The sequence below is a fragment of the Nonomuraea sp. NPDC049421 genome (assembly GCF_040677005.1).
Lineage (GTDB): Bacteria > Actinomycetota > Actinomycetes > Streptosporangiales > Streptosporangiaceae > Nonomuraea > Nonomuraea salmonea.
On sequence record NZ_JBFAQA010000011.1, the window covers coordinates 179,795 to 200,872 of the forward strand.

At 71.6% G+C, this 21,078-nt stretch carries 20 protein-coding genes; 10 read left to right on the plus strand and 10 right to left on the minus strand.

Annotation, left to right across the window (positions count from 1 at the left end):
• Nucleotides 1-7: 7 nt before the first annotated feature.
• Nucleotides 8-220 carry a hypothetical protein gene (locus tag AB0K18_RS20630; protein WP_345391009.1) on the plus strand — a complete coding sequence of 71 codons (213 nt, stop codon included), beginning with the start codon at nt 8-10 and terminating at the stop codon, nt 218-220.
• Nucleotides 221-278: 58 nt separating this feature from the next.
• Here the strand turns inward: AB0K18_RS20630 and AB0K18_RS20635 are convergent, their stop codons facing one another.
• A complete protein-coding gene (locus AB0K18_RS20635) occupies nt 279-914 on the minus strand; it encodes a TetR/AcrR family transcriptional regulator (RefSeq protein WP_364916297.1) in 636 nt (211 codons plus the stop codon).
• 56 nt (nt 915-970) lie between these two features.
• On the opposite strand from AB0K18_RS20635, the gene AB0K18_RS20640 reads away from it, so the two are divergent.
• Both AB0K18_RS20640 and AB0K18_RS20645 read left to right on the plus strand, forming a co-directional pair.
• Nucleotides 971-1,909 carry a beta-ketoacyl-ACP synthase III gene (locus tag AB0K18_RS20640; protein WP_364916300.1) on the plus strand — a complete coding sequence of 313 codons (939 nt, stop codon included), beginning with the start codon at nt 971-973 and terminating at the stop codon, nt 1,907-1,909.
• A gap of 18 nt (nt 1,910-1,927) precedes the next feature.
• Nucleotides 1,928-4,828, plus strand: coding sequence for a BTAD domain-containing putative transcriptional regulator (locus AB0K18_RS20645; RefSeq protein WP_364916302.1), 2,901 nt, complete (start codon nt 1,928-1,930; stop codon nt 4,826-4,828).
• On the opposite strand, the gene AB0K18_RS20650 is transcribed toward AB0K18_RS20645, so the two are convergent.
• A complete protein-coding gene (locus tag AB0K18_RS20650) occupies nt 4,750-6,072 on the minus strand; it encodes an FAD-dependent monooxygenase (protein WP_364916305.1) in 1,323 nt (440 codons plus the stop codon). The two genes, AB0K18_RS20645 and AB0K18_RS20650, sit on opposite strands and share 79 nt — an antisense overlap.
• A 266-nt stretch (nt 6,073-6,338) precedes the next feature.
• Between AB0K18_RS20650 and AB0K18_RS20655 the strand changes: the two genes are divergently transcribed.
• Nucleotides 6,339-7,265 carry an acyl-CoA desaturase gene (locus tag AB0K18_RS20655; protein ID WP_364916308.1) on the plus strand — a complete coding sequence of 309 codons (927 nt, stop codon included), beginning with the start codon at nt 6,339-6,341 and terminating at the stop codon, nt 7,263-7,265.
• A gap of 20 nt (nt 7,266-7,285) precedes the next feature.
• Here AB0K18_RS20655 and AB0K18_RS20660 read toward each other — a convergent pair whose 3' ends face one another.
• A complete protein-coding gene (locus AB0K18_RS20660) occupies nt 7,286-7,522 on the minus strand; it encodes a hypothetical protein (RefSeq protein WP_364916310.1) in 237 nt (78 codons plus the stop codon).
• Nucleotides 7,523-7,590: 68 nt separating this feature from the next.
• Here AB0K18_RS20660 and AB0K18_RS20665 point away from each other — a divergent pair, with 68 nt between their 5' ends.
• From AB0K18_RS20665 to AB0K18_RS20680, 4 genes are all read left to right on the plus strand, one after another.
• On the plus strand, nt 7,591-8,709 hold the full coding sequence (locus tag AB0K18_RS20665) for a sensor histidine kinase (RefSeq protein ID WP_364916312.1): 1,119 nt from the start codon (nt 7,591-7,593) through the stop codon (nt 8,707-8,709).
• 26 nt (nt 8,710-8,735) lie between these two features.
• Nucleotides 8,736-9,404 carry a response regulator transcription factor gene (locus tag AB0K18_RS20670; RefSeq protein ID WP_355415015.1) on the plus strand — a complete coding sequence of 223 codons (669 nt, stop codon included), beginning with the start codon at nt 8,736-8,738 and terminating at the stop codon, nt 9,402-9,404.
• A gap of 97 nt (nt 9,405-9,501) precedes the next feature.
• Nucleotides 9,502-10,752, plus strand: coding sequence for a cytochrome ubiquinol oxidase subunit I (locus AB0K18_RS20675; RefSeq protein ID WP_364916316.1), 1,251 nt, complete (start codon nt 9,502-9,504; stop codon nt 10,750-10,752).
• 11 nt (nt 10,753-10,763) lie between these two features.
• A complete protein-coding gene (locus AB0K18_RS20680) occupies nt 10,764-11,504 on the plus strand; it encodes a cytochrome d ubiquinol oxidase subunit II (protein ID WP_364916319.1) in 741 nt (246 codons plus the stop codon).
• Here the strand turns inward: AB0K18_RS20680 and AB0K18_RS20685 are convergent.
• Together AB0K18_RS20685 and AB0K18_RS20690 are read right to left on the minus strand one after the other, a co-directional pair.
• Entirely contained in the window at nt 11,501-13,255 is a 1,755-nt protein-coding gene (locus AB0K18_RS20685; protein WP_364916321.1) for a 5'-nucleotidase C-terminal domain-containing protein, read from the minus strand. The genes AB0K18_RS20680 and AB0K18_RS20685 overlap by 4 nt on opposite strands.
• A 25-nt stretch (nt 13,256-13,280) precedes the next feature.
• On the minus strand, nt 13,281-14,048 hold the full coding sequence (locus AB0K18_RS20690) for an alpha/beta hydrolase (RefSeq protein ID WP_364916324.1): 768 nt from the start codon (nt 14,046-14,048) through the stop codon (nt 13,281-13,283).
• 67 nt (nt 14,049-14,115) lie between these two features.
• On the opposite strand from AB0K18_RS20690, the gene AB0K18_RS20695 reads away from it, so the two are divergent.
• Entirely contained in the window at nt 14,116-14,706 is a 591-nt protein-coding gene (locus tag AB0K18_RS20695) for a TetR/AcrR family transcriptional regulator (RefSeq protein WP_364916327.1), read from the plus strand.
• Here AB0K18_RS20695 and AB0K18_RS20700 read toward each other — a convergent pair.
• The 5 genes from AB0K18_RS20700 to AB0K18_RS20720 form a co-directional block, all read right to left on the minus strand.
• Nucleotides 14,693-16,351: an alpha-amylase family protein gene (locus AB0K18_RS20700; RefSeq protein ID WP_364916330.1), complete on the minus strand. Its 1,659-nt coding sequence runs from the start codon at nt 16,349-16,351 to the stop codon at nt 14,693-14,695. The genes AB0K18_RS20695 and AB0K18_RS20700 overlap by 14 nt on opposite strands.
• 28 nt (nt 16,352-16,379) lie before the next feature.
• Nucleotides 16,380-17,312, minus strand: a complete 933-nt coding sequence (locus AB0K18_RS20705) for a nucleoside hydrolase (RefSeq protein WP_364570203.1) — start codon at nt 17,310-17,312, stop codon at nt 16,380-16,382.
• A gap of 49 nt (nt 17,313-17,361) precedes the next feature.
• Nucleotides 17,362-18,834: a helix-turn-helix domain-containing protein gene (locus AB0K18_RS20710; RefSeq protein WP_364916333.1), complete on the minus strand. Its 1,473-nt coding sequence runs from the start codon at nt 18,832-18,834 to the stop codon at nt 17,362-17,364.
• A 64-nt stretch (nt 18,835-18,898) separates the two neighbouring features.
• Nucleotides 18,899-19,099, minus strand: coding sequence for an EF-hand domain-containing protein (locus AB0K18_RS20715; protein ID WP_355414997.1), 201 nt, complete (start codon nt 19,097-19,099; stop codon nt 18,899-18,901).
• A gap of 37 nt (nt 19,100-19,136) precedes the next feature.
• Entirely contained in the window at nt 19,137-20,015 is an 879-nt protein-coding gene (locus tag AB0K18_RS20720; RefSeq protein ID WP_364916338.1) for a LysR substrate-binding domain-containing protein, read from the minus strand.
• Between the two features lie 62 nt (nt 20,016-20,077).
• Between AB0K18_RS20720 and AB0K18_RS20725 the strand changes: the two genes are divergently transcribed.
• Nucleotides 20,078-21,061, plus strand: coding sequence for an aldo/keto reductase (locus AB0K18_RS20725; protein ID WP_364916341.1), 984 nt, complete (start codon nt 20,078-20,080; stop codon nt 21,059-21,061).
• Nucleotides 21,062-21,078: the final 17 nt, after the last annotated feature.

The window sequence follows — 21,078 nt, forward strand, 5'->3', positions numbered from 1 at the left end:
AGATCCGTTGAGAGACAACCTCGACCTCGCCGCGAGCGCCCAGGAAATGGCCGACGCCGCCCCGACGGGATCGATCGACCGCGCCGCCGCCACGTCCGTGGCCATCACCCTGGCCACCACCCGCGACATCGACGACGCGAGAAAGACCCTGGACGGCGTGACGCCGGCCGAGGTCCGCGAAGCGGCCCTCGCCCTCTTCGACCGCCTCGCCACCGCCTGACCAGCCCCGCCACCGCGCCCGCACCGCTGAGGGCCTCGTCGGCATGGCCGCCTTCCGTTCAGGGATGATCACCGTCTTGACCGCCCGCCGTCTCCGGCCCGCCGAGGCGGGCGGCGAAGGCGCGGCGGGCCCAGGCGGCGGCCTCGGGGTCGCGGTGCAGCTGGATCGCGTGGTTCAGGGCCATGGCCAGGCCCGTCAGCTCGAACGCCAGCCCGGCCTGATCCGTGCTCTGAGGCAGCTCGCCGGCGGCCACGGCCCGGCCGATCTCCTTGAGCAGCCGCGCCCGCCAGGCGTCGAAGAGCGACTCCACCGCGTCCCGCACGGCCCCCGGCCGGCCGTCGAACTCGTGCGCCGCCGCCACGAAGAAGCACCCGCCGGGGAAGACCTGGCGTTCGAGATAGGACACCCACGCCTCGCAGAGCGCCCGCAGCCGGGTCAGCCCCGGAGCGACGGCGACGACCGGCTCCCACACCTCGGCGCGGAAGACCTCCCCCGCCCGGCCCAGGGCCGCGAGCTGCAACGCCTCCTTGGAGCCGAAGTGCCCGAGCACGCCTGACTTGCTCATGCCCAGCTCGGCCGCCAGCCGCCCGATGGTCAGCCCTTCCAGCCCCTCCTTCGACGCCACGGCCACCGACCGATCCAGGATCGCCGCCCGCGTCCCCATGGCCTCGGCGACCGACTTGCGTGGACTCACCCGTACCTCCCTCACCTAGATTAGCGTCCGAACGTTCGGTTGCTATAGTCCCCGGCATGACTGGATCACGACTCGTCGCCACCGGCCACTACCAGCCCACGAAGATACTGACCAACGACGACCTGGCCGCCATGGTCGACACCAGCGACGAGTGGATCACCAAGCGGGTCGGCATCCGCACCCGCCACGTCGCCGCCGAGGATGAGACGGTGACCGACCTCGCCGCCGGCGCCGCCGCCAAGGCGCTGGCCGCGAGCGGCATGGACGCGTCCGAGATCGACCTCGTGCTGGTCGCCACCTGCACCCAGACCGAGCGGGCGCCGAACGTGGCCGCGCGGGTGGCGGCGCGGCTCGGCGTACGGGGCGGGGCGCTCATCGACGTCGGCGCCTCCTGCTCCGGCTTCACGCACGCCCTCGCCCAGGCCGACCACGCCATCAGGGCCGGCGCCGCCACCCGCGCCCTGGTCGTCGGGGCCGACATGATGACGTCCGTGACCGACTGGACCGACCGCACCACCTGCGTCCTGACCGGCGACGGGGCCGGTGCGGCCGTCGTCGCCGCGGCCGAGACGCCGGAGATCGGGCCCGTCGTCTGGGGGTCGGCGCCCGAGCTGGGCACCGCCGTCCGCATCGAAGGCGTTCCCTCCCGCTTCGCCCAGGACGGGCAGACCGTCTACCGGTGGGCCACCACGCGGCTGCCTGAGATCGCCAGGCAGGCGTGCGAGCGCGGCGGCGTGCGCCCCGAAGAGCTGGCCGCCGTCGTCCTGCACCAGGCGAACCTGCGCATCATCGAGCCCGTCGCCGCCCGCATCGGGGCCGTCAACGCCATCGTGGCCAGGGACGTCGTGGAGTCGGGCAACACCTCGGCCGCCAGCGTGCCGCTCGCCCTGTCGAAGCTGCTGGAGGAGGGGAAGGTGGCCGCTGGGGCGCCGATGCTGCTGTTCGGGTTCGGGGGCAACCTGTCGTACGCGGGGATGGTCGTCCGCTGCCCCTGAGCCTTTACTGTGGCGGACGTGGAGGGTTCTGTACGGGTCGGGATATTGGGGCCGCTGCGGGTGGCGGGACGCGAGATCGGCGGCGCCCGCGTACGCGCGCTGCTGACCCGCCTCGCCCTCGACCCCGGCCGCGTGGTCACCGCCGCCCGCCTGATCGACGACCTGTGGCCCGACGCCCCACCCGCGCACCCGACGGCGGCCCTGCAGTCCCTGGTGTCGCGAGCCCGCAGGGAGGCTCCCGGCCTCATCTCCTCCCATCCGTCCGGCTACCTGCTCGACGTCCCGCCCGCCGAGGTGGACGCCTGGGCCTTCGAACGCCTCGTCAGGAAGGGCGACGCGAGAAGCGCCCTGGCTTTGTGGCGCGGCGCCCCGCTGGCCGACGCCTCCGACCTCCCCTTCGCCACCGCCCCCGCCGCCCGTCTGGCCGAACTCCGCCTGACGGCCCTCACCACCCGCATGGCCGCCGACCCTCCTACCGAGGAGCTGGTGGCCGAGCTGGAGGAGCTGGTGGCGGCGCATCCGCTGCGGGAGCCGTTCCACGCCCTGCTCATCCGGGCGCTGACGGCGGTGGGCCGGCGCGCGGAGGCGCTCACGGCGTTCGAGCGGATCAAGGACGCGCTGAAGGCGGAGCTGGGCACGGACCCGGGCCCCGAGCTGCGCGAGGCCCACCTGATGGCGCTGCGCGACCAGGACACCGCGCCGGAGAGCAACCTGCCGGCCCGGCTGACCAGGTTCGTCGGCCGCGCGGATGACATCGCCCAGGTGAGCCGCCTGCTGGGCACCGCCCGCCTGGTCACGCTCGTCGGCCCCGGCGGCGCCGGCAAGACCCGCCTCGCCCTCGAAACCGCCTCGGCCCTCACCACCCCACCCCCACCGGCCCGAAGGGCTCCCCAGCCGCAAAGGCCCGGGCGGGTGTGGGTGGTGGAGCTGGCGGCGGCGCGGGACGTGCGGGCGGCCGTGGAGCAGGTGCTGAGGACGTCGGAGCCCGTGGCGATGCTGCGGGGCGCCGCCGCGTCCGTCCTCATCGTGCTCGACAACTGCGAGCACGTGATCGACGACGCCGCCCGGGTCGCCCAGTGGCTGCTGTCGGAGGTGGCCGGGCTGCGGGTCCTCGCGACCAGCAGGGAGCCGCTGGACATCCAGGGCGAGAGCCTGCACCACGTACGGCCGCTGCCGGAGGGCCCGGCGGTGGAGCTGTTCCTCGACCGGGCGGCGGCGGCCAGGCCGGACGTGACGGTGGAGGAGCGGGACGCGGCGCGTATCTGCCGCGAGCTGGACGGCATCCCGCTGGCGATCGAGCTGGCCGCCGCCCGCCTGCGGACCATGCCGGTCGCGATGCTGATGCGGCAGCTCGGCGACCGGCTGGCGTTCAAGGGCGGCCGTACGTCGGAGCCCAGGCACCGCACGCTGCGCGCGGTCATCGACTGGAGCTGGAACCTGCTGTCGGAGCGCGAACGCGACCTGCTGCGCGGCCTGACGGTCTTCTCGGGCGGCGCGACGTACGAGGCGATCGCCGCGGTCTGCGGCGCCGACCTGGACCTGGTGTCCTCGCTGGTGGACAAGTCACTCATCACGCTCACCGGCGACCGCTACACGATGCTGGAGACCATCAGGCGGTACGCCGCCACCGACCTCCCCGCCCTCCGCCGCGCCCACGCCCGCCACTACACGGACCTGGCCGCGCGGGCGGACGCGTACCTGCGGACGGACGAGCAGGTGAGGTGGCTCGCGGTGCTGGACGCCGAACGCGGCAACCTCGACGCGGCCCTCCGCCACAGCGACGACCCCCTGGGGCTCATCGCGTGGCGCCTCTGGCCCTGGATCGTCCGCGGCCGCCCCCGCGAGCTGGCCGAGCAGGCGGCGGCCGTGCTGGCGAGGGTCGGTGACGTGCCACCACCCGGCAGGGAGCTGGAGCACGGCCTGTGCGTGGCCCTGACGGGCGGCCCGGTGAGCGAGGTCGTACGCGGCTCGGACCACCCGGCGGCACTCGCCGCGTGGGCCGTGGGCGGCGTGGGCGCCGTACGTGACGACGTGGTGGAGCTGGCCGAGTCGGGTCTCGCGCGGTTGCGTACGCATCCCGGCCTGTGGACGCGGTCGGCGGCGATGCTGCTGGCGGGGGTGGTGCGGTTCGAGTACGGCGCGGTCGTGGGCGCGGAGGAGCTGCTGGAGCCGGCGCTGGCCGGGTTCAGGCGGACCGGTGACCGGTGGGGGCAGTGGGCCACGCACCACTGGCTGGCGCTGGCGGCGGAGAACCGGGGTGACTTCGCGGCGGCGGTGGCGCTGATCGAGGAGCCGGAGCGGCTGGCGAGCGAGCTGGCGGTGCTGGAGACGCCGCTCGGGCCGATGACGTTCCTGCTGCGGCTCGGGCAGCTCAAGGCCCGCGCGGGCGACCACCCGGGGGCGGCGCGGGCGCTGGAGCGGGCGTGGGCGGCGGCCGTGCGGTCGGAGGACGACGTGGTGCTGGCGCGGGCCCTGCACGCCCGCGCCGAGCTGGCCCGCAGGACAGGTGACCCGGAGGCGGCCCGCGACCTGCTGGAGTCGGCGCTGGCGCTCGACCTGAAGGAGGCGTCGGCGCAGTTCGAGGCGCTGCTGCACGTCGAGTACGCCCGGGTGTGCCCTGCCCCGGCGGCGCCGCTGCGCCGGGCGCTTGAGCTGATGGCGGGCTGCTCCGACCGTACGGTCCGCGCGACCGTGCTGGAGGGGACGGCCGAGCACGTGCCGCCGCCGCTCGCCGCCGAGCTGCTGGGCGCGGCACGGGCGCTGCGCGGCGTCAGCGGCTCGGCCGACCCCCACGTCAACGCCCTGGCCGCCCGCTGCGAACAGGCCCTGGGCCCCGTCGCCTACCGCGCCGCGCTGAAGGCGGGCGCCGCGATCCCGAACCCCGAGAGGTACGCGCTGAGCCCGCTCACGTCCCCGTGATACCCGATGTAGCCGTCGGGCCGGACGAGCATGACCCCCCGCTGTCCGTCGAGCGGCGGCAGCACGGTGAGCTGCGGAGGGAGGCCCGGGGCAGGGTCGGCGAGGAGGAGGAAGCCCGTGCCGCGCTGTTCGGCGAAGTAGGCGCCGAGGCGTTCGCCGCCTCGCTCGCCCGCCGACAGGGCGCTGCCCAGGTAGGCCAGGCCGAGCTGGTTGGTGTCGTCGCCGCGCCGGTGGTCGCCCTCGCGGTGAAGGCGGGTGCTCAGGCCCAGCACGTGCTCGGCGACCGCCTTGCGCTCGTCCTCGTACGTCTCCAGCAGCGACTCCGACCCGATCGCCAGCTTCCACCCCAGGTTGTACGCGTCCTGCACCCCGGTGTTGAGCCCCTGCCCGCCGGCGGGCGAGTGCACGTGGGCCGCGTCACCGGCGAGGAACACCCGGCCGGCCCTGAAGCGGGCGGCGAGCCGGATGTTGACCCGGTACTCCGAGCGCCACACGATCTCCTCGATCCGCACGTGCGGCGCGTGCTCGGCGACCAGCGCGACCAGGTCGTCATGGCCGGGGTGCGGGGCCACGAGCTGGAAGACGCCGGTGCCGGGCAGCGGGCACAGCGTGAAGTGCACGGTCTGCTTGTCCAGGGACCCCCAGGCGTGCCAGTGGTCGCGGTCGAGGTCGCCGGTCCTGACGTCGGCCAGCAGCATGCGTTCGCTGTCGAAGGTCTCGCCGGCGAACCCGATGCCCGCCGCCTTGCGTACGGTGCTGCGGCCGCCGTCGGCGCCCACCAGGTAGGAGCTGCGCACGCGCTCACCGGTGGCGAGGGTGGCGGTCACGCCGTCCTGGTCCTGCTCGACGCCGGTCACCTCGGTGCCGTACTCGACGTGGTGTCCCAGCGAGGCGAGCCGGTCGCGCAGGATGCGCTCGGTCCGCCACTGCGGCTGCATGATCAGGTTGGGGTAGGGCACGGAGGCGGAGGGCTCGCGCAGCTCGTCCATCCTGCCCTCCCACACCACCTTGTCACCGGCGTAGCTGCGCAGCCCGGGATAGGTGGCGCCGGTGGCGAGGATCTCGTCGATCACACCGAGGTCGTCGAAGACCTCCAGGGTGCGGGGCTGCAGGCCCTTGCCGCGCACGCCGGTGGGCGGCTCCGGCGAGCGCTCGACGAGGCGCAGGTCCACGCCCCTGCGGGCGAGTTCGATGGCGAGGGTCAGTCCGGTCGGCCCCGAGCCGACGATGAGTACGTTGGTCATACCGGTGACGATGCCGGTGCCCGCTGCCGGATCCCTGTCATCGGCTGCCAAGCCCGGGCCGGGCGTGACAGCGCCGAGGGATACGTGGCGTCCTTCCGGTTTGGCGATGGATGCGCGATGGTTAGGGCAACTTGCACCGCGAAGTAAGGAGACCTGTGGCCAGCCCCGGCACGATCGACACTCGAGGCAGTGATTTCGCCCGACTAGCCCATCGCATCACCGACGCCGGCCTGCTGAACCGGCGCCCTGTTTACTATGCCGTGCGGATGGCCATCGCCGCCGTCGTGTACGCCGGTTGCTGGGCGTTGTTCGCCTGGCTCGGCGACTCCTGGCTCCAGCTGCTGTTGGCCGCCGTACTGGCGGTGGTCTTCGGGCAGCTCGGCTTCCTCGCCCATGACCTCGGCCATCGCCAGGTCTTCAGGACGCGGCGGCCGAGCGACGTCGCCGGCCTGATCATCGGCAATCTCGGCATCGGCCTGGGCTGGGGGTGGTGGACCACCAAGCACAACCGCCACCACGCCAACCCCAACCACGAGGACCACGACCCCGACGTCTCCCCCGCGGTGATCGTCTGGTCGGAGGATCAGGTGGCGCGCAGCTCCGGCTTGCCCCGATTTATCGCGAAGTATCAGGCTTATTGGTTCTTTCCGCTGCTCACGCTCGAAGCCTGGCACCTGCACGTCGCCAGCTTCAAGGCACTGCTGAACCCCGCCGCCAAGCGCCGCAAGCTGGAGCTGACCCTGCTGGTCGTACACGCCGTGATCTATCTCGGCGCGGTCTTCGCCGTGCTCTCGCCCGGCAAGGCGGTGCTGTTCCTGATCGTGCACCAGGGCCTGTTCGGGGTCTACCTCGGCAGTACGTTCGCACCCAACCACAAGGGCATGCCCGTCCTCACCAAGGACGACAAGCTGGACTTCCTCCGCAAGCAGGTGCTCACCTCGCGGAACGTGCGCGGCGGCTGGTTCACCGACATCGCGCTCGGCCAGCTCAACTACCAGATCGAGCACCACCTGTTCCCCAACATGCCGGCGCCCAACCTGCGCAAGGCACAGCCCATCGTCGAGCGGTACTGCGCCGAGATCGGTGTCAGCTACCTGGAGACCGGCCTGTTCGAGTCGTACGGGCAGGCGCTGTCCCACCTGCACGAGGTGGGCGCCGCCCTACGCCGTCCCCCTGCCACGGCCGTCGGCTGACCTCCCAGGAGGGCGGCCGGTCAGCGGGTGCCCTCCTCGTCGCCTCCTTCTGACTCCAGCTTCTGCAGCAGCCCGTCGCGGCGGCGTTCGAGGTCGGCGATCAGCTCGACCTGCTCGTCCGCCTGGCTGATCATCGCCCCGATCTCCACCTGGTCGGTCGCGCCGATGTCCCTGATCTGGTCGCGGATCTCCTGGTTCTCGGCGCGCAGCCGGGCCAGGTCCGCTTCGATCTGCTGGAGTTCGTCCTTGGTGCTCATGCACGGGCTCTACCCAGCAGTACCGGCCCGATTACCGGGCAGCGGGGGCAACGTCCAGAATGGGAGCCATGTCGAGGCTCTCCACCGGCACGATCGTGTCGCTCGCGATCTGCGCCGCCGTGCTGGCGGGTCTCGTCGTCACCTACGTCACCCGCCGCCCCGTCGAGCTCAACGCGCTCGACGTCGTCCTGCCGCTGGCCGCCTGCGGCGCGCTGCTGGCGCGGCGGCGGCACCCGGTCGCCGCGGTGATCGTGGCGGCGGCCTCGACCGTGGCCTACTACCCGTACGCGAAGCTCGACGGGCCGCTCATCGTGGTGATCTTCGTAGCCCTCTACACCGCCGCCGACCGGGGTCACCTGGCCGCCGCCGTGGCGACGGGCGCGGCCGCGCTGCTGGCCATGGGCTACGGCGAGAGCGGCGGCGTCCGGCACGTGGACGACAGCATGTTCATCATGATCGCCGGGTGGGTGGTGGCCGCCATCGCGTTCGGCGGCGTCACCCGTAACCGCCGTGCGTACCTCGAAGCGGCCAGGCAACTCGCGCTCGACGCGCTGCGCACGAAAGAGGAGGAGGCCAGGCGGCGGGCCGGGGAGGAGCGGCTGCGCATCGCGCGCGAGCTGCACGACGTGATCGGCCACAACATCTCCATGATCAACGTGCAGGCCGCGGCGGCGCTGCACGGGCTGAAGAAGCGGCCGGAGGACGCCGAGACGGCGCTGCGCACGATCAAGGACACCAGCAAGGAGACGCTGCGCGAGCTGCGCACCACGCTGGGCGTGCTGCGGCAGGTGGACGAGGACGCGCCGACCGGGCCGGCCGCCGTGCTCGCGCGGCTGGACGAGCTGGTCAAGGCGTCGGGGCTGCGGGTCCGTACGGAGACGTCGGGCCCGCTTGACGCGCTGCCCACCGAGGTCGACCTGGCCGCCGCCCGCATCATCAGGGAGGCGCTGACGAACGTCTCCCGCCACGCGGGCACCGACCAGGCGACCCTCACCGTCACCAACAAGTCCGGAAATATCATCATCTGCGTGGAAGATGAGGGCCCGGGCACCCCCTACGAGGACGGCACCGGCTACGGCATCCAGGGCATGCGCGAACGCGCCACCGCCGTCGGCGGCACGCTGGAGGCGGGCCCCCGCCCAGAGGGCGGCTTCCGCGTCACCGCCCGCCTCCCCCTCACCCCATGACCCACCCCGCTCACGAACGAGGCTCGATGATCCGCGTACTGCTCGCCGACGACCAGACCCTGGTACGCGCCGGATTCCGATCCATACTCAGCGACGAGGACGACATCGAGGTGGTGGCCGAGGCCGCCACCGGCGCCCAGGCGATCGACGGAGCCCGCGAGCACCGGCCCGACGTGGTGCTCATGGACATCCGCATGCCCGAGCTCGACGGCCTGGAGGCAACCCGCCGCATCGCCGGCGACCAGGCGCTCGGCGACGTCAAGGTGATCATCCTGACCACGTTCGACCTGGACGACTACGTCTACGGGGCGCTGCGCGCGGGCGCGAGCGGCTTCCTGGTGAAGGACACCGAGCCGGCCGAGCTGATCCACGCCGTCCGGGTGGTGGCGCGGGGCGACGCCCTCATCGCGCCGTCGATCACCCGGCGGCTGATCGCCGAGTTCGCCGGCCGCGTCAAGCGCCCCGACCCGGGTCCCGAGCTCAACGCGCTCACCGAGCGGGAGCGCGAGGTCATGACGCTGGTGGCGGGCGGCCTGTCCAACGACGAGATCGCGGCCCGGCTCGTGGTCAGCCCCGCCACCGCGAAGACGCACGTCAGCCGCATCCTGACCAAGCTCGGCGTGCGCGACAGGGCGCAGCTCGTGGTCATCGCGTACGAGGCCGGCATGATCACGCCGGGCTGGCTTACTCCCTGAGGCGTACGCCGGCGGCCGCCTGTCATCCCAGGAGGTACGCCGGCTGCCCGCCGTGGACGGACGCGGCGGGCGATGCCGCAGGCGGAGGCTCGACGGCATGGACACCGTCGACCTCGCCCGCCTGCAGTTCGCGCTCACCGCGGGCGCGCACTTCCTGTTCGTCGCGCTGACGCTCGGCCTCGCGACCCTGCTCGCGGTCGTGCAGACCACGGCGACCTTCTCGGGCAAGGACGTCCACCTGCGGATGACCCGGTTCTGGGGCCAGCTCTACATCGTCAACTACGCGATGGGCATCGTCACCGGCCTGGTGATGGAGTTCCAGCTCGGGCTGTCGTGGAGCGGGCTGACGAACTACGCGGGTGACGTGTTCGGCTCGGCGCTGGCGCTCGAGACGCTGGTGGCGTTCTTCGTCGAGTCCACGTTCCTGGGCCTGTGGATCTTCGGCTGGAACAAGCTGAACCGGTGGGCGCACCTGGCGCTCATCTGGGTGGTGACGCTCACCGCGTACGCGTCGGCGTTCTGGATCCTCGTCGCCAACGGTTTCCTGCAGAACCCGGTGGGCCACGTGGTGGAGGGCGGGCGGCTGCGGCTGACCGACTTCGGCGCGATGGTGGCGAACCCGGCGGCGCAGGCGGCGTTCTGGCACGTGCTGGTGGGCGGGCTGATCGTCGGCGGGTTCTTCATGGCGGGGGTGAGCGCCTACCACCTGCGCCGCCGCACCCCCGAGTGGGAGCTGTTCCGCAAGTCGCTGCGCATCGGGATCGGCGTCGCGCTGCCCGCGACCTTCCTCAACGCCGTCATCGGCGGGATCTCGTTCCAGACCCTGCAGCCCGCGAAGTCCGCCGCCTGGTCGGGCGACGCGGACCGGCTGGCCGCACTCCAGGCGGAGCTGGTCGCCACTCTCGGGCCCGGCGACCACCTGCCGGACGTCGGCTGGGTGCGGGCGGGCGGCCTGGTGATGATCATGCTGTGGCTGCTGATGATGGCGGTGGCGGGCCCGAGCTTCCTGCTCATGCTCATCCAGCCGGCTGTCTACCGGTTCCGGTTGTGGCACTGGGTGCTGACGCTGATGATCCCGGTGCCGTTCGTGGCCATGCTGGGCGGCTGGGTCTTCCGCGAGATGGGCCGCCAGCCGTGGGTCGTGTACGGGCTGCTGAGCACGTCGGAGGCCATGTCGCCGGTCACGGGAGCACAGGCGGCGTTCTCCGTGCTCGCCTTCGCCACGGTCTTCGCCGTGCTGATCGCGGTCAACACCTGGCTGCTGGCCAGGCACGCCCGTCGCGGCCCCGGCGCGGTGGCGCTGGGTGACCGGCCGGTCGAGACGCCCGTCCCCGTCCCCTCGTTCTAGGAGCCCCGCACATGGAGATCTTCGTACTGGCCTTCTTCGCACTCGGCTACCTCGTGCTGGCCGGGGCCGACATCGGGGTCGGGATGGCGCTGCCCTACCTGGGCAGGACGCCGGGCGAGCGGCGCGAGGTGATCGCCGCGATCGCGCCGTTCTTCCTCGGCAACGAGGTGTGGCTGGTGGCCACGGCCGGGGTGCTGGCCGGGCTGTTCCCCCTGCTGGAGGGCGAGCTGCTGCACGGCAACTTCTGGATGGTGGTGACGCTGCTGCTCGCGTGGGTGGTGCGCGACACGGGGCTGTGGCTGCGCGGGCGGGTGCCGGGCGCGCGCTGGCAGGCGTTCTGGGACGGCGCGATCGTGGCAGGGAGCTGGGGGCTGGCGGTGAGCCTCGGCGTGATCCTGTCCGGGGTGCTGCTCGGCATCGAGGGGCCGGTCGCGCTGCTGCCCGCGCTGGTGGTCGCCGCGCTGTTCTGCGCGCACGGGCTGGCGTTCGCGGCGCTGCGGCTGCGCGGCGAGCTGCGGACACGGGCCGCCGTGACCTCGGGCGGAGCCGGCGAGACGGGCACGTACGCGCTCACGTCCGCCGCGCTGCTGGTCGTGGGAGTGCTGGCCGGGCTCCGGCTGCCGCTGGAGCCCGGCACGTCTGGGCCGCTGCTGGTGCCGGTCGTCCTCACCCTGCTCCCGTTCCTGGTGGCGGCGCAGGCATGGGTGTGGTGGACGTTCCGGCACCGGGTCAGCGGGCCCTCCTACCTCTAGAACAGCGGCTGACCGTCCCTGGTCAGCCTCCAGTTGGAGGCGGCGAAGTCGGCCGGGCCGATGGTGCCCTGCGCGGTGGCGTACTCGATGAGCGCCTGCCTGATCTCCACCTGCGCGTTGTAGACCACCTCGGCGCCGGTGACGTGCGGGAAGCCGCCGCCGCCCGACTGGCGGTAGTTGTTGATCGCGACCACGAACTCCTTGTCGTCCGGCACCGGCGCGCCGTCGTAGGTCAGGTTCGCGACGCGCTGGCCGACCGGCTTGGCGACGTCGATGTCGTACGAGACGCCGGAGAGCTGGTCGTAGTTGTAGTCGGGGGTGTTGCCGGCGTTGGTGAGCTTGGAGACGTCCACCGGGTCGCCCGGCGCGAGCTGGTTGAAGTACTTGGCGCTGTACTCCAGGTACTCCTTGATCTGCGCCCCGGTCAGCTTCACGGCCATCAGCGTGTTGTCGTAGACGTACAGACCGGCGACGTCCCTGACCCGCACGTCACCGGCGGGGAAGACGGCGCTGCGGCTGAACGGCGCGGCGATCGACAGCACCGGCAGCGTGCTGTCGGGCAGCGCCTGCTTGACGGTCTCGACCTGCACGTGCTGGATGTAGTCGAGGATCGGCGTGTCCTTGTACGGCGACTCGGCGGCCGACAGCTCCTGCGCCGACTGCGCGACGACCTTGTTGACGTAGCCGATCGTGGTCTCGTGCTGCGGCTTCAGCAGCTTGACGATCTTCGGGTCCTCGGCGACGGTGTTCGTGTTGAGCGTGGTGGCCGACTTGCCGGTGACCACCCACTTGCCGCGCTGCTTGGCGAGCTCGAAGTCCATCACCGACAGGCGCTGGCCCCACTTGCTCGGCTCGCTGAGCAGCACCTGCTGCCCGGTGACCTTGTTCGTCACGAACTTCTCCGGCACCTCGTTGTGCGCGTGCCCGAACAGCACCGCGTCCACGCCGGGCACCTGCTCGGCCACCATGGCGGAGGCGTTCTCGACCGGCAGCGCGTCGCCGTAGGAGGACATGCCGTCGTCGCCCGCGTGCGCGGTCACGACGACCACGTCCGCGCCCTGGCCGCGGATGACCGGCACCCACTTCTTGGCCGACTCGACCAGGTCGGTGAAGCGCAGCTTGCCCTCGACGTTCGCCTTGTCCCAGATGGCCACGCCGGGGTTGGTGAGACCGAGCACACCCACCTTGATCGGCTTGTCGCCCTTGACCTTCATCGTCTTGATGACGAACGGCTTGTACGCCGGCAGCCCGCTCCCGGCGTGCACCGCGTTCGCGCCCAGCACGGGCGCCTTCATCTGCTTGATCCAGGTGGCCAGCAGCGGCAGACCGTAGTTGAACTCGTGGTTGCCCAGGGTCACGGCGTCGTAGCCGATGGCGTTCATGGCCTTGGCCATCGGGTGGGTCACGCCGGTCGTGGTGATCGGCTCGACCTTGGCGTAGTAGTAGGCCAGCGGCGTGCCCTGGATGGTGTCACCCGAGTCGAACAGCAGCGTACGATCCGCTCCCCGCTCGGCTCTGACCTTGTTGACCAGGGAGGACACCTTCGCGAGACCGATGGAGTTGCCCTGGCCGTCGGTGTAGGCGGCGTCCTTGAAGTAGTCCCAATTGAGCGTGTTTCCGTGGGTGTCGGACGTGCCCATGACCGTGACCGTGACCGTCTTGGCCGGGTTCGCGGCCTGCGCGGGGAGTGCCACCAGGACCACCGCACTGAGCGCGGCGGTTCCGGCGATGGCGAGTCGTGTGGTCTGCATGGTTGGCGAGGGTAACTGGGATGAATCACCCGTTGGTCTCATTGGTGACGAAATTCCTGATCAGCCGGGTGACCTCCTCCGGACGCTCGTGCAGGACCACGTGGCCGCTGTCGAGTTCGGCGTACGCACTGCCCGGGATGGCCGCGTGCAACGCGCGGGAGTGCTCGACCGGGATCAGGTAGTCCTTGGCCGCCCCGACGACCAGGGTCGGCGCGGTGATCTTCGGCAGCGCGTCCCTGACGTCCACCCGCAGGCCCAGGTCGATCTGGCGCAGGGCGCCGGGCGGCGGGTCCCCCGCCATCAGGGTCTGCACGCCGATCTCGCTGACGAACCCGGGGCTGAAGGCCAGCAGCGGCCCGTACGCGGCGTAGCTCTCCTGGTCGGTCTCCGACAGCCTGGCCCACGTACGCAGGCCCAGCTCAAGGCGGGAGTCGGCGAGGTGGGTCCAGCCCGCGATCAGCACCAGCCGCCTGACCAGCTCGGGCCGCTTCGCCGCGACGGTGACCGCGACCGCCGCGCCCAGCGAGAACCCGACCAGGTCCGACGGCCCCTCGAAGGTGGCGGCGACCTGGTCGGCGAGCAGGTCGAGGGTGAGGTCGCCGCCGTGGTCGGAGGTCCGGCCGCTGCCGGCGTAGTCGGGGGCGATGACCGTGCGGATGTCGGACAGGCCGGGCATGAGGTGGGCGTAGTTGGTCTCCGCGTCGCCGGACGCGCCGTGCACCAGCACCAGGCCGGGCCCGCTGCCCTCCTTGCGGTAGTGGACGTCTCCCAAGGCGTGAGCGGCTACAGGCATGCGAACGTCTCCTTGCTTTAGTGATCGCTACAGAAAAATAGCATAGCGACCGCTATAGAATTGCCGCATGGCCAGACGGCGGGGATTCGACAGGGACGAGGCGCTGGAGAGCGCGCTGCGCACGTTCTGGCAGCACGGCTACGAGGCCACCTCCGTCGCCACGCTGACGACCGCGATGGGCATCAACCCGCCCAGCCTGTACGCCGCCTTCGGCGACAAACGCCGCCTGTTCGAGGAGGCCGTCCAGCGCTACCAGGAGACCTACGGCGCCTTCGCCACCCGCGCCCTGACCGAGGAGCCCACCGCCCGGGCGGCCGTCGAGCGCGTGCTGCGCGACGCGGCCGGCGAATACTCCCGCGCGGGCCACCCGCACGGCTGCATGATCATCAGTGCCGCCGTCAACTGCGAGTCGGCCGAGGTGGTCGAGCTGCTGCGCGGGTTAAGGGAGGCGACCAAGGCGGCGATCAAGCAGCGCATCGACGACGACGTCAGCGCGGGCCGCCTGCCGCCCGGCACCGACGCGGACGGGCTCGCGACCTTCTACGCCGCGATCATCCAGGGCATGTCCACCCAGGCCCGCGACGGCGCCTCCCTCCGCGAGCTGCTCGCGGTCGCCGACCGCGCCATGGCCGCCTGGCCGGTCGTCACCGCGACTTGACCGAGGCGTCCTCAGGGGAGACCTCGGGTTCCGAGGCGCGCAGCCAGCGGCAGCCGTACGGGTCGAGCGTCAGGCGTACGACGCCGTCGTCCGGCACCTCCAGCGTGCCGTCCACCAGCAGGTCCGTCAGGCGGCAGCGCTCCAGGCCGTCCAGGTGCAGCTCCACGTCCTGCGCCGCGTCCGACAGGTTGTGCAGCACCACCACCGTGGCGCCGTCGGCGTCGCAGCGGTGCGCCAGCACGGCGTCGGAGCCGCCGTCCACCACCGTGTACGCGCCCCACGCCAGCTCGGGGCACTCCCGGTAGCGCTCGATGAGGAGCTGGAACCAGCGCAGTAACGAGTCGGGGTCCCGCTTCTGCGCCGCCACGTTGACGTGTGCGGGGCCGTAATCACCCTCGACCATCGGGCGCACCGGCTCGGTCCGGCTGAAGCCGCCGTCCTGCGACCACTGCATGGGCAGGCGGACCGCCATGCGGCCCTCCGCCGCGAGGTTCTCCCCCATGCCGATCTCCTCGCCGTAGAAGATCACCGGCGTGCTGGGCAGCGAGAACAGCAGGCTGTACGCCATCTTCACGCGCCGCTCGTCCCCGCCGAACATCGGCGGCAGCCGCCTGCGCAGGCCGCGTCCGAAGATCTGCATGTCCGCGTCAGGCCCGAACGCCGCGAAGACCTCCTGCCGCTCGCCGTCGGTGAGCTTGTCGAGCGTCAGCTCGTCGTGGTTGCGCAGGAACATCGCCCACTGGCAGTCCTTGGGCGGCTCGGGCCGCTCGCGCAGCGCCGCCGCCAGCGGTCGCGCGTCGCCGCGCGCCATCGACAGCCACGCCTTCTGCATGCCGACGAAGTCGAAGCACATGGTGAGCTGGTCGCCGAGGCCGTCGCCGAAGTACGCCATCAGCTCCTTGTACGGCAGGTTCACCTCGCCGAGCAGGACCGACCCGCCCATGCGCCGCGTCATGAACGCCCGCAGGTCCGCCAGGAACTCGTGCGGGTCCGCCAGCTCGGGATCGACGTTGTCGATGAGGAACGGCACCGCGTCCACCCTGAACCCCGACAGCCCCAGCTCCATCCAGAAGCCGAGTATGCGGGTGATCTCGTCCCTGACCTGCGGGTTGCTCACGTTGAGGTCGGGCTGGTGCCGGTAGAAACTGTGCAGGTAGTACTGGCCGGTGCCCTCGTCGTACTCCCAGACGCTGTCCTCCTTGTCGGGGAAGACGACCTGGTCCGGCTCCGGCTCGGGGGTGTCCTTCCAGACATACCAGTCGCGCAGCGGCGACTCCCGGCTCGACCGCGACTCCACGAACCACGGATGCCGGTCGGAGGTGTGGTTGACGACCAGATCCGCGATCACGCGCAGGCCCCGGTCGTGCGCCGTGCGCATGAACTCCACGAAGTCGCCCAGCGTGCCGAGCCGGGGATCGACCGTGTAGAAGTCGGTGATGTCGTAACCGTCGTCCTTGTTGGGGGTCGGGAAGAACGGCATGAGCCACAGGCACGTCACGCCCAGGCCCGCGAGGTAGTCGATGTGCTGCGTCAGGCCGCGGAAGTCGCCCACGCCGTCTCCGTTGCCGTCCTTGAACGTCTCCACGTCCAGGCAGTAGACGACGGCGTTCTTCCACCACACGTCGGAGGTGTAGGTCAGTCGCATCCGGTTCCGCTACCCAGCGCGTCCGCCGTCACGCGAGCGTGCGTACGGCGTCCTCCACGAGCTGCCAGAACGCCGGAACGTCCACGCCGGTGGCCACGTTCGCGTTGGGCGGGCGGTTGAGCTTGCCCAGCAGGTCGACGCAGGTCGCGCCCGAGGTCTCCGTGCCGTGCAGCTCGACGTCCACGCGGGTGCGGACCGTCGTCACCAGCCCCGGCCTGGCCACCAGGGCCACCGCCACCGGGTCGTGCAGCGGGCCGTCCGGCATGCCCTGGTCGGTCTCGTACGTGGAGTTGAAGAAGTTGAGCAGTTCCACCCCGAACGCCGCCGTCCTGTTGCCCACCGCCTCGATCCGCGCGATCACCTCTTGGGTGGCGAGGACCTGGTGGGTGACGTTCAGCCCGACCATCGTGAACGGCACCCCCGTGCCCAGCACAATGGCCACCGCCTCAGGGTCGGTCCAGGCGTTGAACTCGGCGTACGGGGTGACGTTCCCCCTCCCCGTCGAGCCGCCCATCCAGACCACCTCCCTGATCATCGGGAGGCGGTCGGGGCAGGTGCGGGCGAACATCGCCACGTTCGTCAGCGGCCCGGTCGCCACGATCGTCACCGGCTCGCCGGCGGCGTCGAGCGTGTCCCTGATCAGCTCGATCGCCGAGCGCGCGTCGGCCTCCACCGTGGGCTTCGGCAGCTCCGGGCCGCCCAGCGCGTTGTCCCCGTGGATCCACTCGGCCGGCTTCAGCAGCCGCACCATGGGGCTGTCGGCGCCCGGCGCGACCGGCACCCCCTCGATGCCCGCCAGGCTGATCACCACTCTGGCGTTGTAGGTGGTGTGGTAGAGCCGGCCGTTGCCACCGACGGTGGTGACGGCCCGCAGATCGATCGCGGGGTCCCCGGCCGCCAGCCAGATCGCGAAGACGTCGTCGTGCCCGGGGTCACAGTCGAGGATCACGGGTGTCGGCATCGCCCCATGCTAGGCCCGTGGGCCCGGTCCGCCCAGGGGAACGGCAAGGTCAGCGGGCGGACGGGGCGGCCTGCCTGGCTCTGAGCGCGATCTCCAGCTCGAAGCGGATGTCGGGGTCGGCGAGCTGGTCGCCGTACAGCTCTTCGAGCTGCCGAAGCCGGTAACGAACGGTTTGAGGATGAACATGCAGTTTCGCCGCCACCTCACCGGCACCCCTGCCATGCCGCAACCAGGCGAGCAACGTCTCGGCCAGCCGATCCTGCTGCGCCGGCCGCAGATGAGCCAGCGGCGCGAGCCGCACCTGGGCCAGTGCCCTGACCAACTCCTCATCCTTGAACAACACCAGCGTCGCCATGTGTTCGGAGCACCGCAACACCCCACCGGGCAACACACCCCGCCGCGACAACTCCAGCGCCTCTGAGGCCCACCGCAGAGACGTCCCCGCCGCCACCAGGGGAACTGCGGGCCCGACCGCCGCCCTGCACCCCCGCAGAACCCGCTCGATCACCTCTCCCTTCCCCTCGGGCTCCGGCACAAGGAGACACGGCACGTCCCGCTCAAGCCCCACCAACACATCGAAAGGCAACCCCCCACAAGCGGGCCACCGCCCCAAGCCATCCCGCCGTCGAGCGTGACCGTCCTTTTGATGAGGGGGGAAGGGGGCGACACCGGCCGCAGCCCCTGCTTGAGGGGGGAAGGGCGTGACGCCGCCCGCAGCCCCTGCTTGAAGGGGGAAGGGCGTGACGCCGGCCGCAGCCCCTGCTTGAGGGGGGAAGGGCGTGACGGCGGAGCTGATCGTGCTCGAGGTGGGGTCTGTGGCTCCGGAGCCCGCCGCAGCTGGACCCGCGAAGCGGGTCGGGGTCGCAGGGGCGGCGTTTCCGTTGCCTCCGCCCGCCGAAGGGGCGGTGCCCGTGGTGGTGGGGCCGGTGGGGGCGAGGGCTATGCAGGTGACGGTGGCGGGGAGGGGCCAGGCGGCGGCTTGGGCGGCGGTGCTCAGGGCCTCCGGAGAGGGGGGTGGGTCGTTCAGGAGGAGGTTCAGGAGGTGGGCGCGGTGGCGGGTCAGGGCGTCAGGGCCGTGCGCTTTGGCCGCCTCGTAGCCTTCCGTGGCGGCTTGGGCGAGGTCGTCCAAGTAGGTGAAGACCTTCTCGCCCAGGTCGTGCAGGCATTCCGAGGGGAGTCCGAGGTCGGTGAGGTGGCGCCAGCCGACGCGGGCCCCGAGCCGTAAGGCCGACTGGAAGGGCTCCAGGGTGCGGCCCTCGGCGGCCTCGCCCTTGCCGATCAGCCGGAACGGCTCGGGGTCCCACGCCGCGCCGGGCCGCTCGACGCGATCGACGAAGCCTTCGACGGCCTGCTCCACCGCCGTCCTGACGACCTTGGTGGAGAGCTCGTCCGAGGGTCGGGCGTACTCCGGGATGCGGGCCTGGATCTCCGCGGTCAGCTCGCCGGAGATCCGCCCGATGCCCGATCTGAGCGCGCGCACGGCGTCCCGGCGGCTGCCGCTGGTGTCACTCGGGTTGGCCATCGTCCCTCCTGCCGCCATTGTGACCCAGGCAACAGGAGAATGGTAAACAAGTGCTTGTTTGTTATCACTTCTGGAGGAAGGCCCCGAACTCCTCCACGTCGATCAGCCCGTCACCGTCCTTGTCCAGCTTCCGCACCCCTTCCTGGGCGGCCTCCAGCGTCACGGGCTGGCCGAGCACGTCCATCAGCCGGACGAGTTCGTCGGCGGAGATCCGGCCGTCCTTGTCGGCGTCGATGAGGTTGAAGGTCGTCGCGTAGTCGCTCATGTGGGGGGTCGCCCTTCCGCTTGATCCGATCGTCGGGTCAGACCTTAGTGGTGACGTGTCGCAACGCGTCGACGAATGCCATCACTTGTGGCCTGGTATCCCTTTCGCGCCAGGCAATGGCGAGTTCCCCGGGAGGCAGCCCGCTAACAGGCCGGTACGTCACCCCAGGCCGCCGGTAGAGCTCCGCGTTCCCCTCGGCCACCAGCACGACCCCGAGCCCGCTCGACACCGCCTCGAACACCTCCTCGGCCGTACCGGCGGTCACGCCGATCACCGGCGGCCCCGAACGATGCTCGACCCCGAGCCAGAAGTCCCGCAGCGGCCCGGCCGCCGGGGGCAGCGCGATGAACGGCTCGTCCCGCAGCTCGTCGAACGGCACCTCCGCGAGCCCGGTCAGCCGGTGATCGGCAGGCATGGCGACCCCGCGCCGCTCGGTGACCAGCACGTACGCCCGCAGTCCCGGCGGCACCGGCAACCACAGGAACGCCACGTCCGACGACCCGTCGGCCAGCCCGCCGCTCGGGTCCTCCCAGCCGACCAGCCGCAGCGACACCTCCCATCCCGGCATCACCGAACGGAACCGCCGCAGCGCCTCCTGCTGCAGCCCCCGCCCGACGGCGGTCTGCAGCCCGATGACGAGCGTGCCGGCGGGCCCCGCGGCCCGCGCCCGCTCGACCCCCGCGGCCCACTGTTCGAGCACGTCGCGGGCCACCGGCAGCAGCTCGGCGCCCTGCCGGGTGAGCACCACCCCGCTCGGCACCCGGTCGAACAGGCGGTAGCCGAGCTGCCGTTCCAGCACTCTGAGCTGCTTGGACAGCGCGGGCTGGGAGACGAAGAGCCGCTCGGCGGCGCGGGTGACGTTCAGCTCGTCGGCGACGGCGACGAAGTACCGCAACTCGCGCAAATGGACGTCCATAACCATCGGTTATAGCAAAGGGTCTTGGACGCGGAGCCGGGCGCGGGCCGATGATCGTCGGCATGAAGACACGCACTCTTGGCGACGGCCTGCGAATCCCTGCGATCGGTTACGGCGCGATGGTGCTGTCACCCGGCATGTACGGCGAGGTAGACGACGCCCGCGGCGAGGCCGCGATCAAGGCGGCGCTGGACGCGGGCGGCACCCATGTGGACACCAGCGACGCCTACGGCCCCGACGGCCACAACGAGCGCCTGGTCGGCCGGGCGATCAAGGGCCGCAGGGACGAGGTGGTGGTCGCGACCAAGTTCGGCCTGGCGGTGCCCGAGGGCGAGCCGAGCCGGGCCCAGCCCGTCGGTTACGCCTTCGGCGAGCTGCGCGTGAACGCCGAGCCCCGCCTCGTACGCGGCTACGCCGAGCGCAGCCTGCGCAACCTGGGCATCGACGTGATCGACCTCTACTACGCCCACTATCCCGACCCCGGGGTGCCCATCGAGGAGACGGTGGGGGCGATGGCGGAGCTGGTGCGCGACGGGCTCGTACGGCACCTCGGCCTGTCCAACCTGACCGCCGCCCAGCTCAGGGCCGCGCACGCGGTGCATCCCGTGGCGGCCGTGCAGACCGAGTGGTCGATGTGGCGGCCGATCGACGCCGAGCTGCTCGCCACGGCGCGCGAGCTGGGCGTCGGCATCGTCGCCTGGAGCCCGCTCGGCAACGGCTTCCTCGCCGGTACGGTCACCGCCCTCGGCGAGGACGACTTCCGCCGCAACGCCCCCCGTTTCTCGGCCGAGAACCTCGCCGGCAACAACGACCGCTACGCCCCCGTACGCGACCTCGCCGTGTCGCTCGGCATCACCCCGGCTCAGCTCGCCCTGGCCTGGCTGCTGCACCAGGACGAGCACGTGGTGCCGATCCCGGGCAGCCGCACCCGCGCCCACATCGAGGAGAACCTGGCCGCCGCCGACCTCATCCTCCACGAGGACACGCTGGCCAGGATCGACGACGCCCTCTCCCGCTTCAAGGTCACCGGCGCCACCCTCCTCTGACCGCCGACGGCCTCCTG

What these genes read in the sequence shown, in the direction of transcription:
- AB0K18_RS20690 (WP_364916324.1), bottom strand. Translation starts at nt 14,048, where the DNA reads ATGCCTGTAGCCGCTCACGCCTTGGGAGACGTCCACTACCGCAAGGAG.
- AB0K18_RS20660 (WP_364916310.1), bottom strand. Translation starts at nt 7,522, where the DNA reads ATGAGCACCAAGGACGAACTCCAGCAGATCGAAGCGGACCTGGCCCGG.
- AB0K18_RS20655 (WP_364916308.1), top strand. Translation starts at nt 6,339, where the DNA reads ATGGCCATCGCCGCCGTCGTGTACGCCGGTTGCTGGGCGTTGTTCGCC.
- AB0K18_RS20705 (WP_364570203.1), bottom strand. Translation starts at nt 17,312, where the DNA reads ATGCCGACACCCGTGATCCTCGACTGTGACCCCGGGCACGACGACGTC.
- AB0K18_RS20710 (WP_364916333.1), bottom strand. Translation starts at nt 18,834, where the DNA reads ATGGCCAACCCGAGTGACACCAGCGGCAGCCGCCGGGACGCCGTGCGC.
- AB0K18_RS20685 (WP_364916321.1), bottom strand. Translation starts at nt 13,255, where the DNA reads ATGCAGACCACACGACTCGCCATCGCCGGAACCGCCGCGCTCAGTGCG.
- AB0K18_RS20720 (WP_364916338.1), bottom strand. Translation starts at nt 20,015, where the DNA reads ATGGACGTCCATTTGCGCGAGTTGCGGTACTTCGTCGCCGTCGCCGAC.
- AB0K18_RS20725 (WP_364916341.1), top strand. Translation starts at nt 20,078, where the DNA reads ATGAAGACACGCACTCTTGGCGACGGCCTGCGAATCCCTGCGATCGGT.
- AB0K18_RS20700 (WP_364916330.1), bottom strand. Translation starts at nt 16,351, where the DNA reads ATGCGACTGACCTACACCTCCGACGTGTGGTGGAAGAACGCCGTCGTC.
- AB0K18_RS20650 (WP_364916305.1), bottom strand. Translation starts at nt 6,072, where the DNA reads ATGACCAACGTACTCATCGTCGGCTCGGGGCCGACCGGACTGACCCTC.
- AB0K18_RS20695 (WP_364916327.1), top strand. Translation starts at nt 14,116, where the DNA reads ATGGCCAGACGGCGGGGATTCGACAGGGACGAGGCGCTGGAGAGCGCG.
- AB0K18_RS20640 (WP_364916300.1), top strand. Translation starts at nt 971, where the DNA reads ATGACTGGATCACGACTCGTCGCCACCGGCCACTACCAGCCCACGAAG.
- AB0K18_RS20670 (WP_355415015.1), top strand. Translation starts at nt 8,736, where the DNA reads ATGATCCGCGTACTGCTCGCCGACGACCAGACCCTGGTACGCGCCGGA.
- AB0K18_RS20675 (WP_364916316.1), top strand. Translation starts at nt 9,502, where the DNA reads ATGGACACCGTCGACCTCGCCCGCCTGCAGTTCGCGCTCACCGCGGGC.
- AB0K18_RS20680 (WP_364916319.1), top strand. Translation starts at nt 10,764, where the DNA reads ATGGAGATCTTCGTACTGGCCTTCTTCGCACTCGGCTACCTCGTGCTG.
- AB0K18_RS20715 (WP_355414997.1), bottom strand. Translation starts at nt 19,099, where the DNA reads ATGAGCGACTACGCGACGACCTTCAACCTCATCGACGCCGACAAGGAC.
- AB0K18_RS20665 (WP_364916312.1), top strand. Translation starts at nt 7,591, where the DNA reads ATGTCGAGGCTCTCCACCGGCACGATCGTGTCGCTCGCGATCTGCGCC.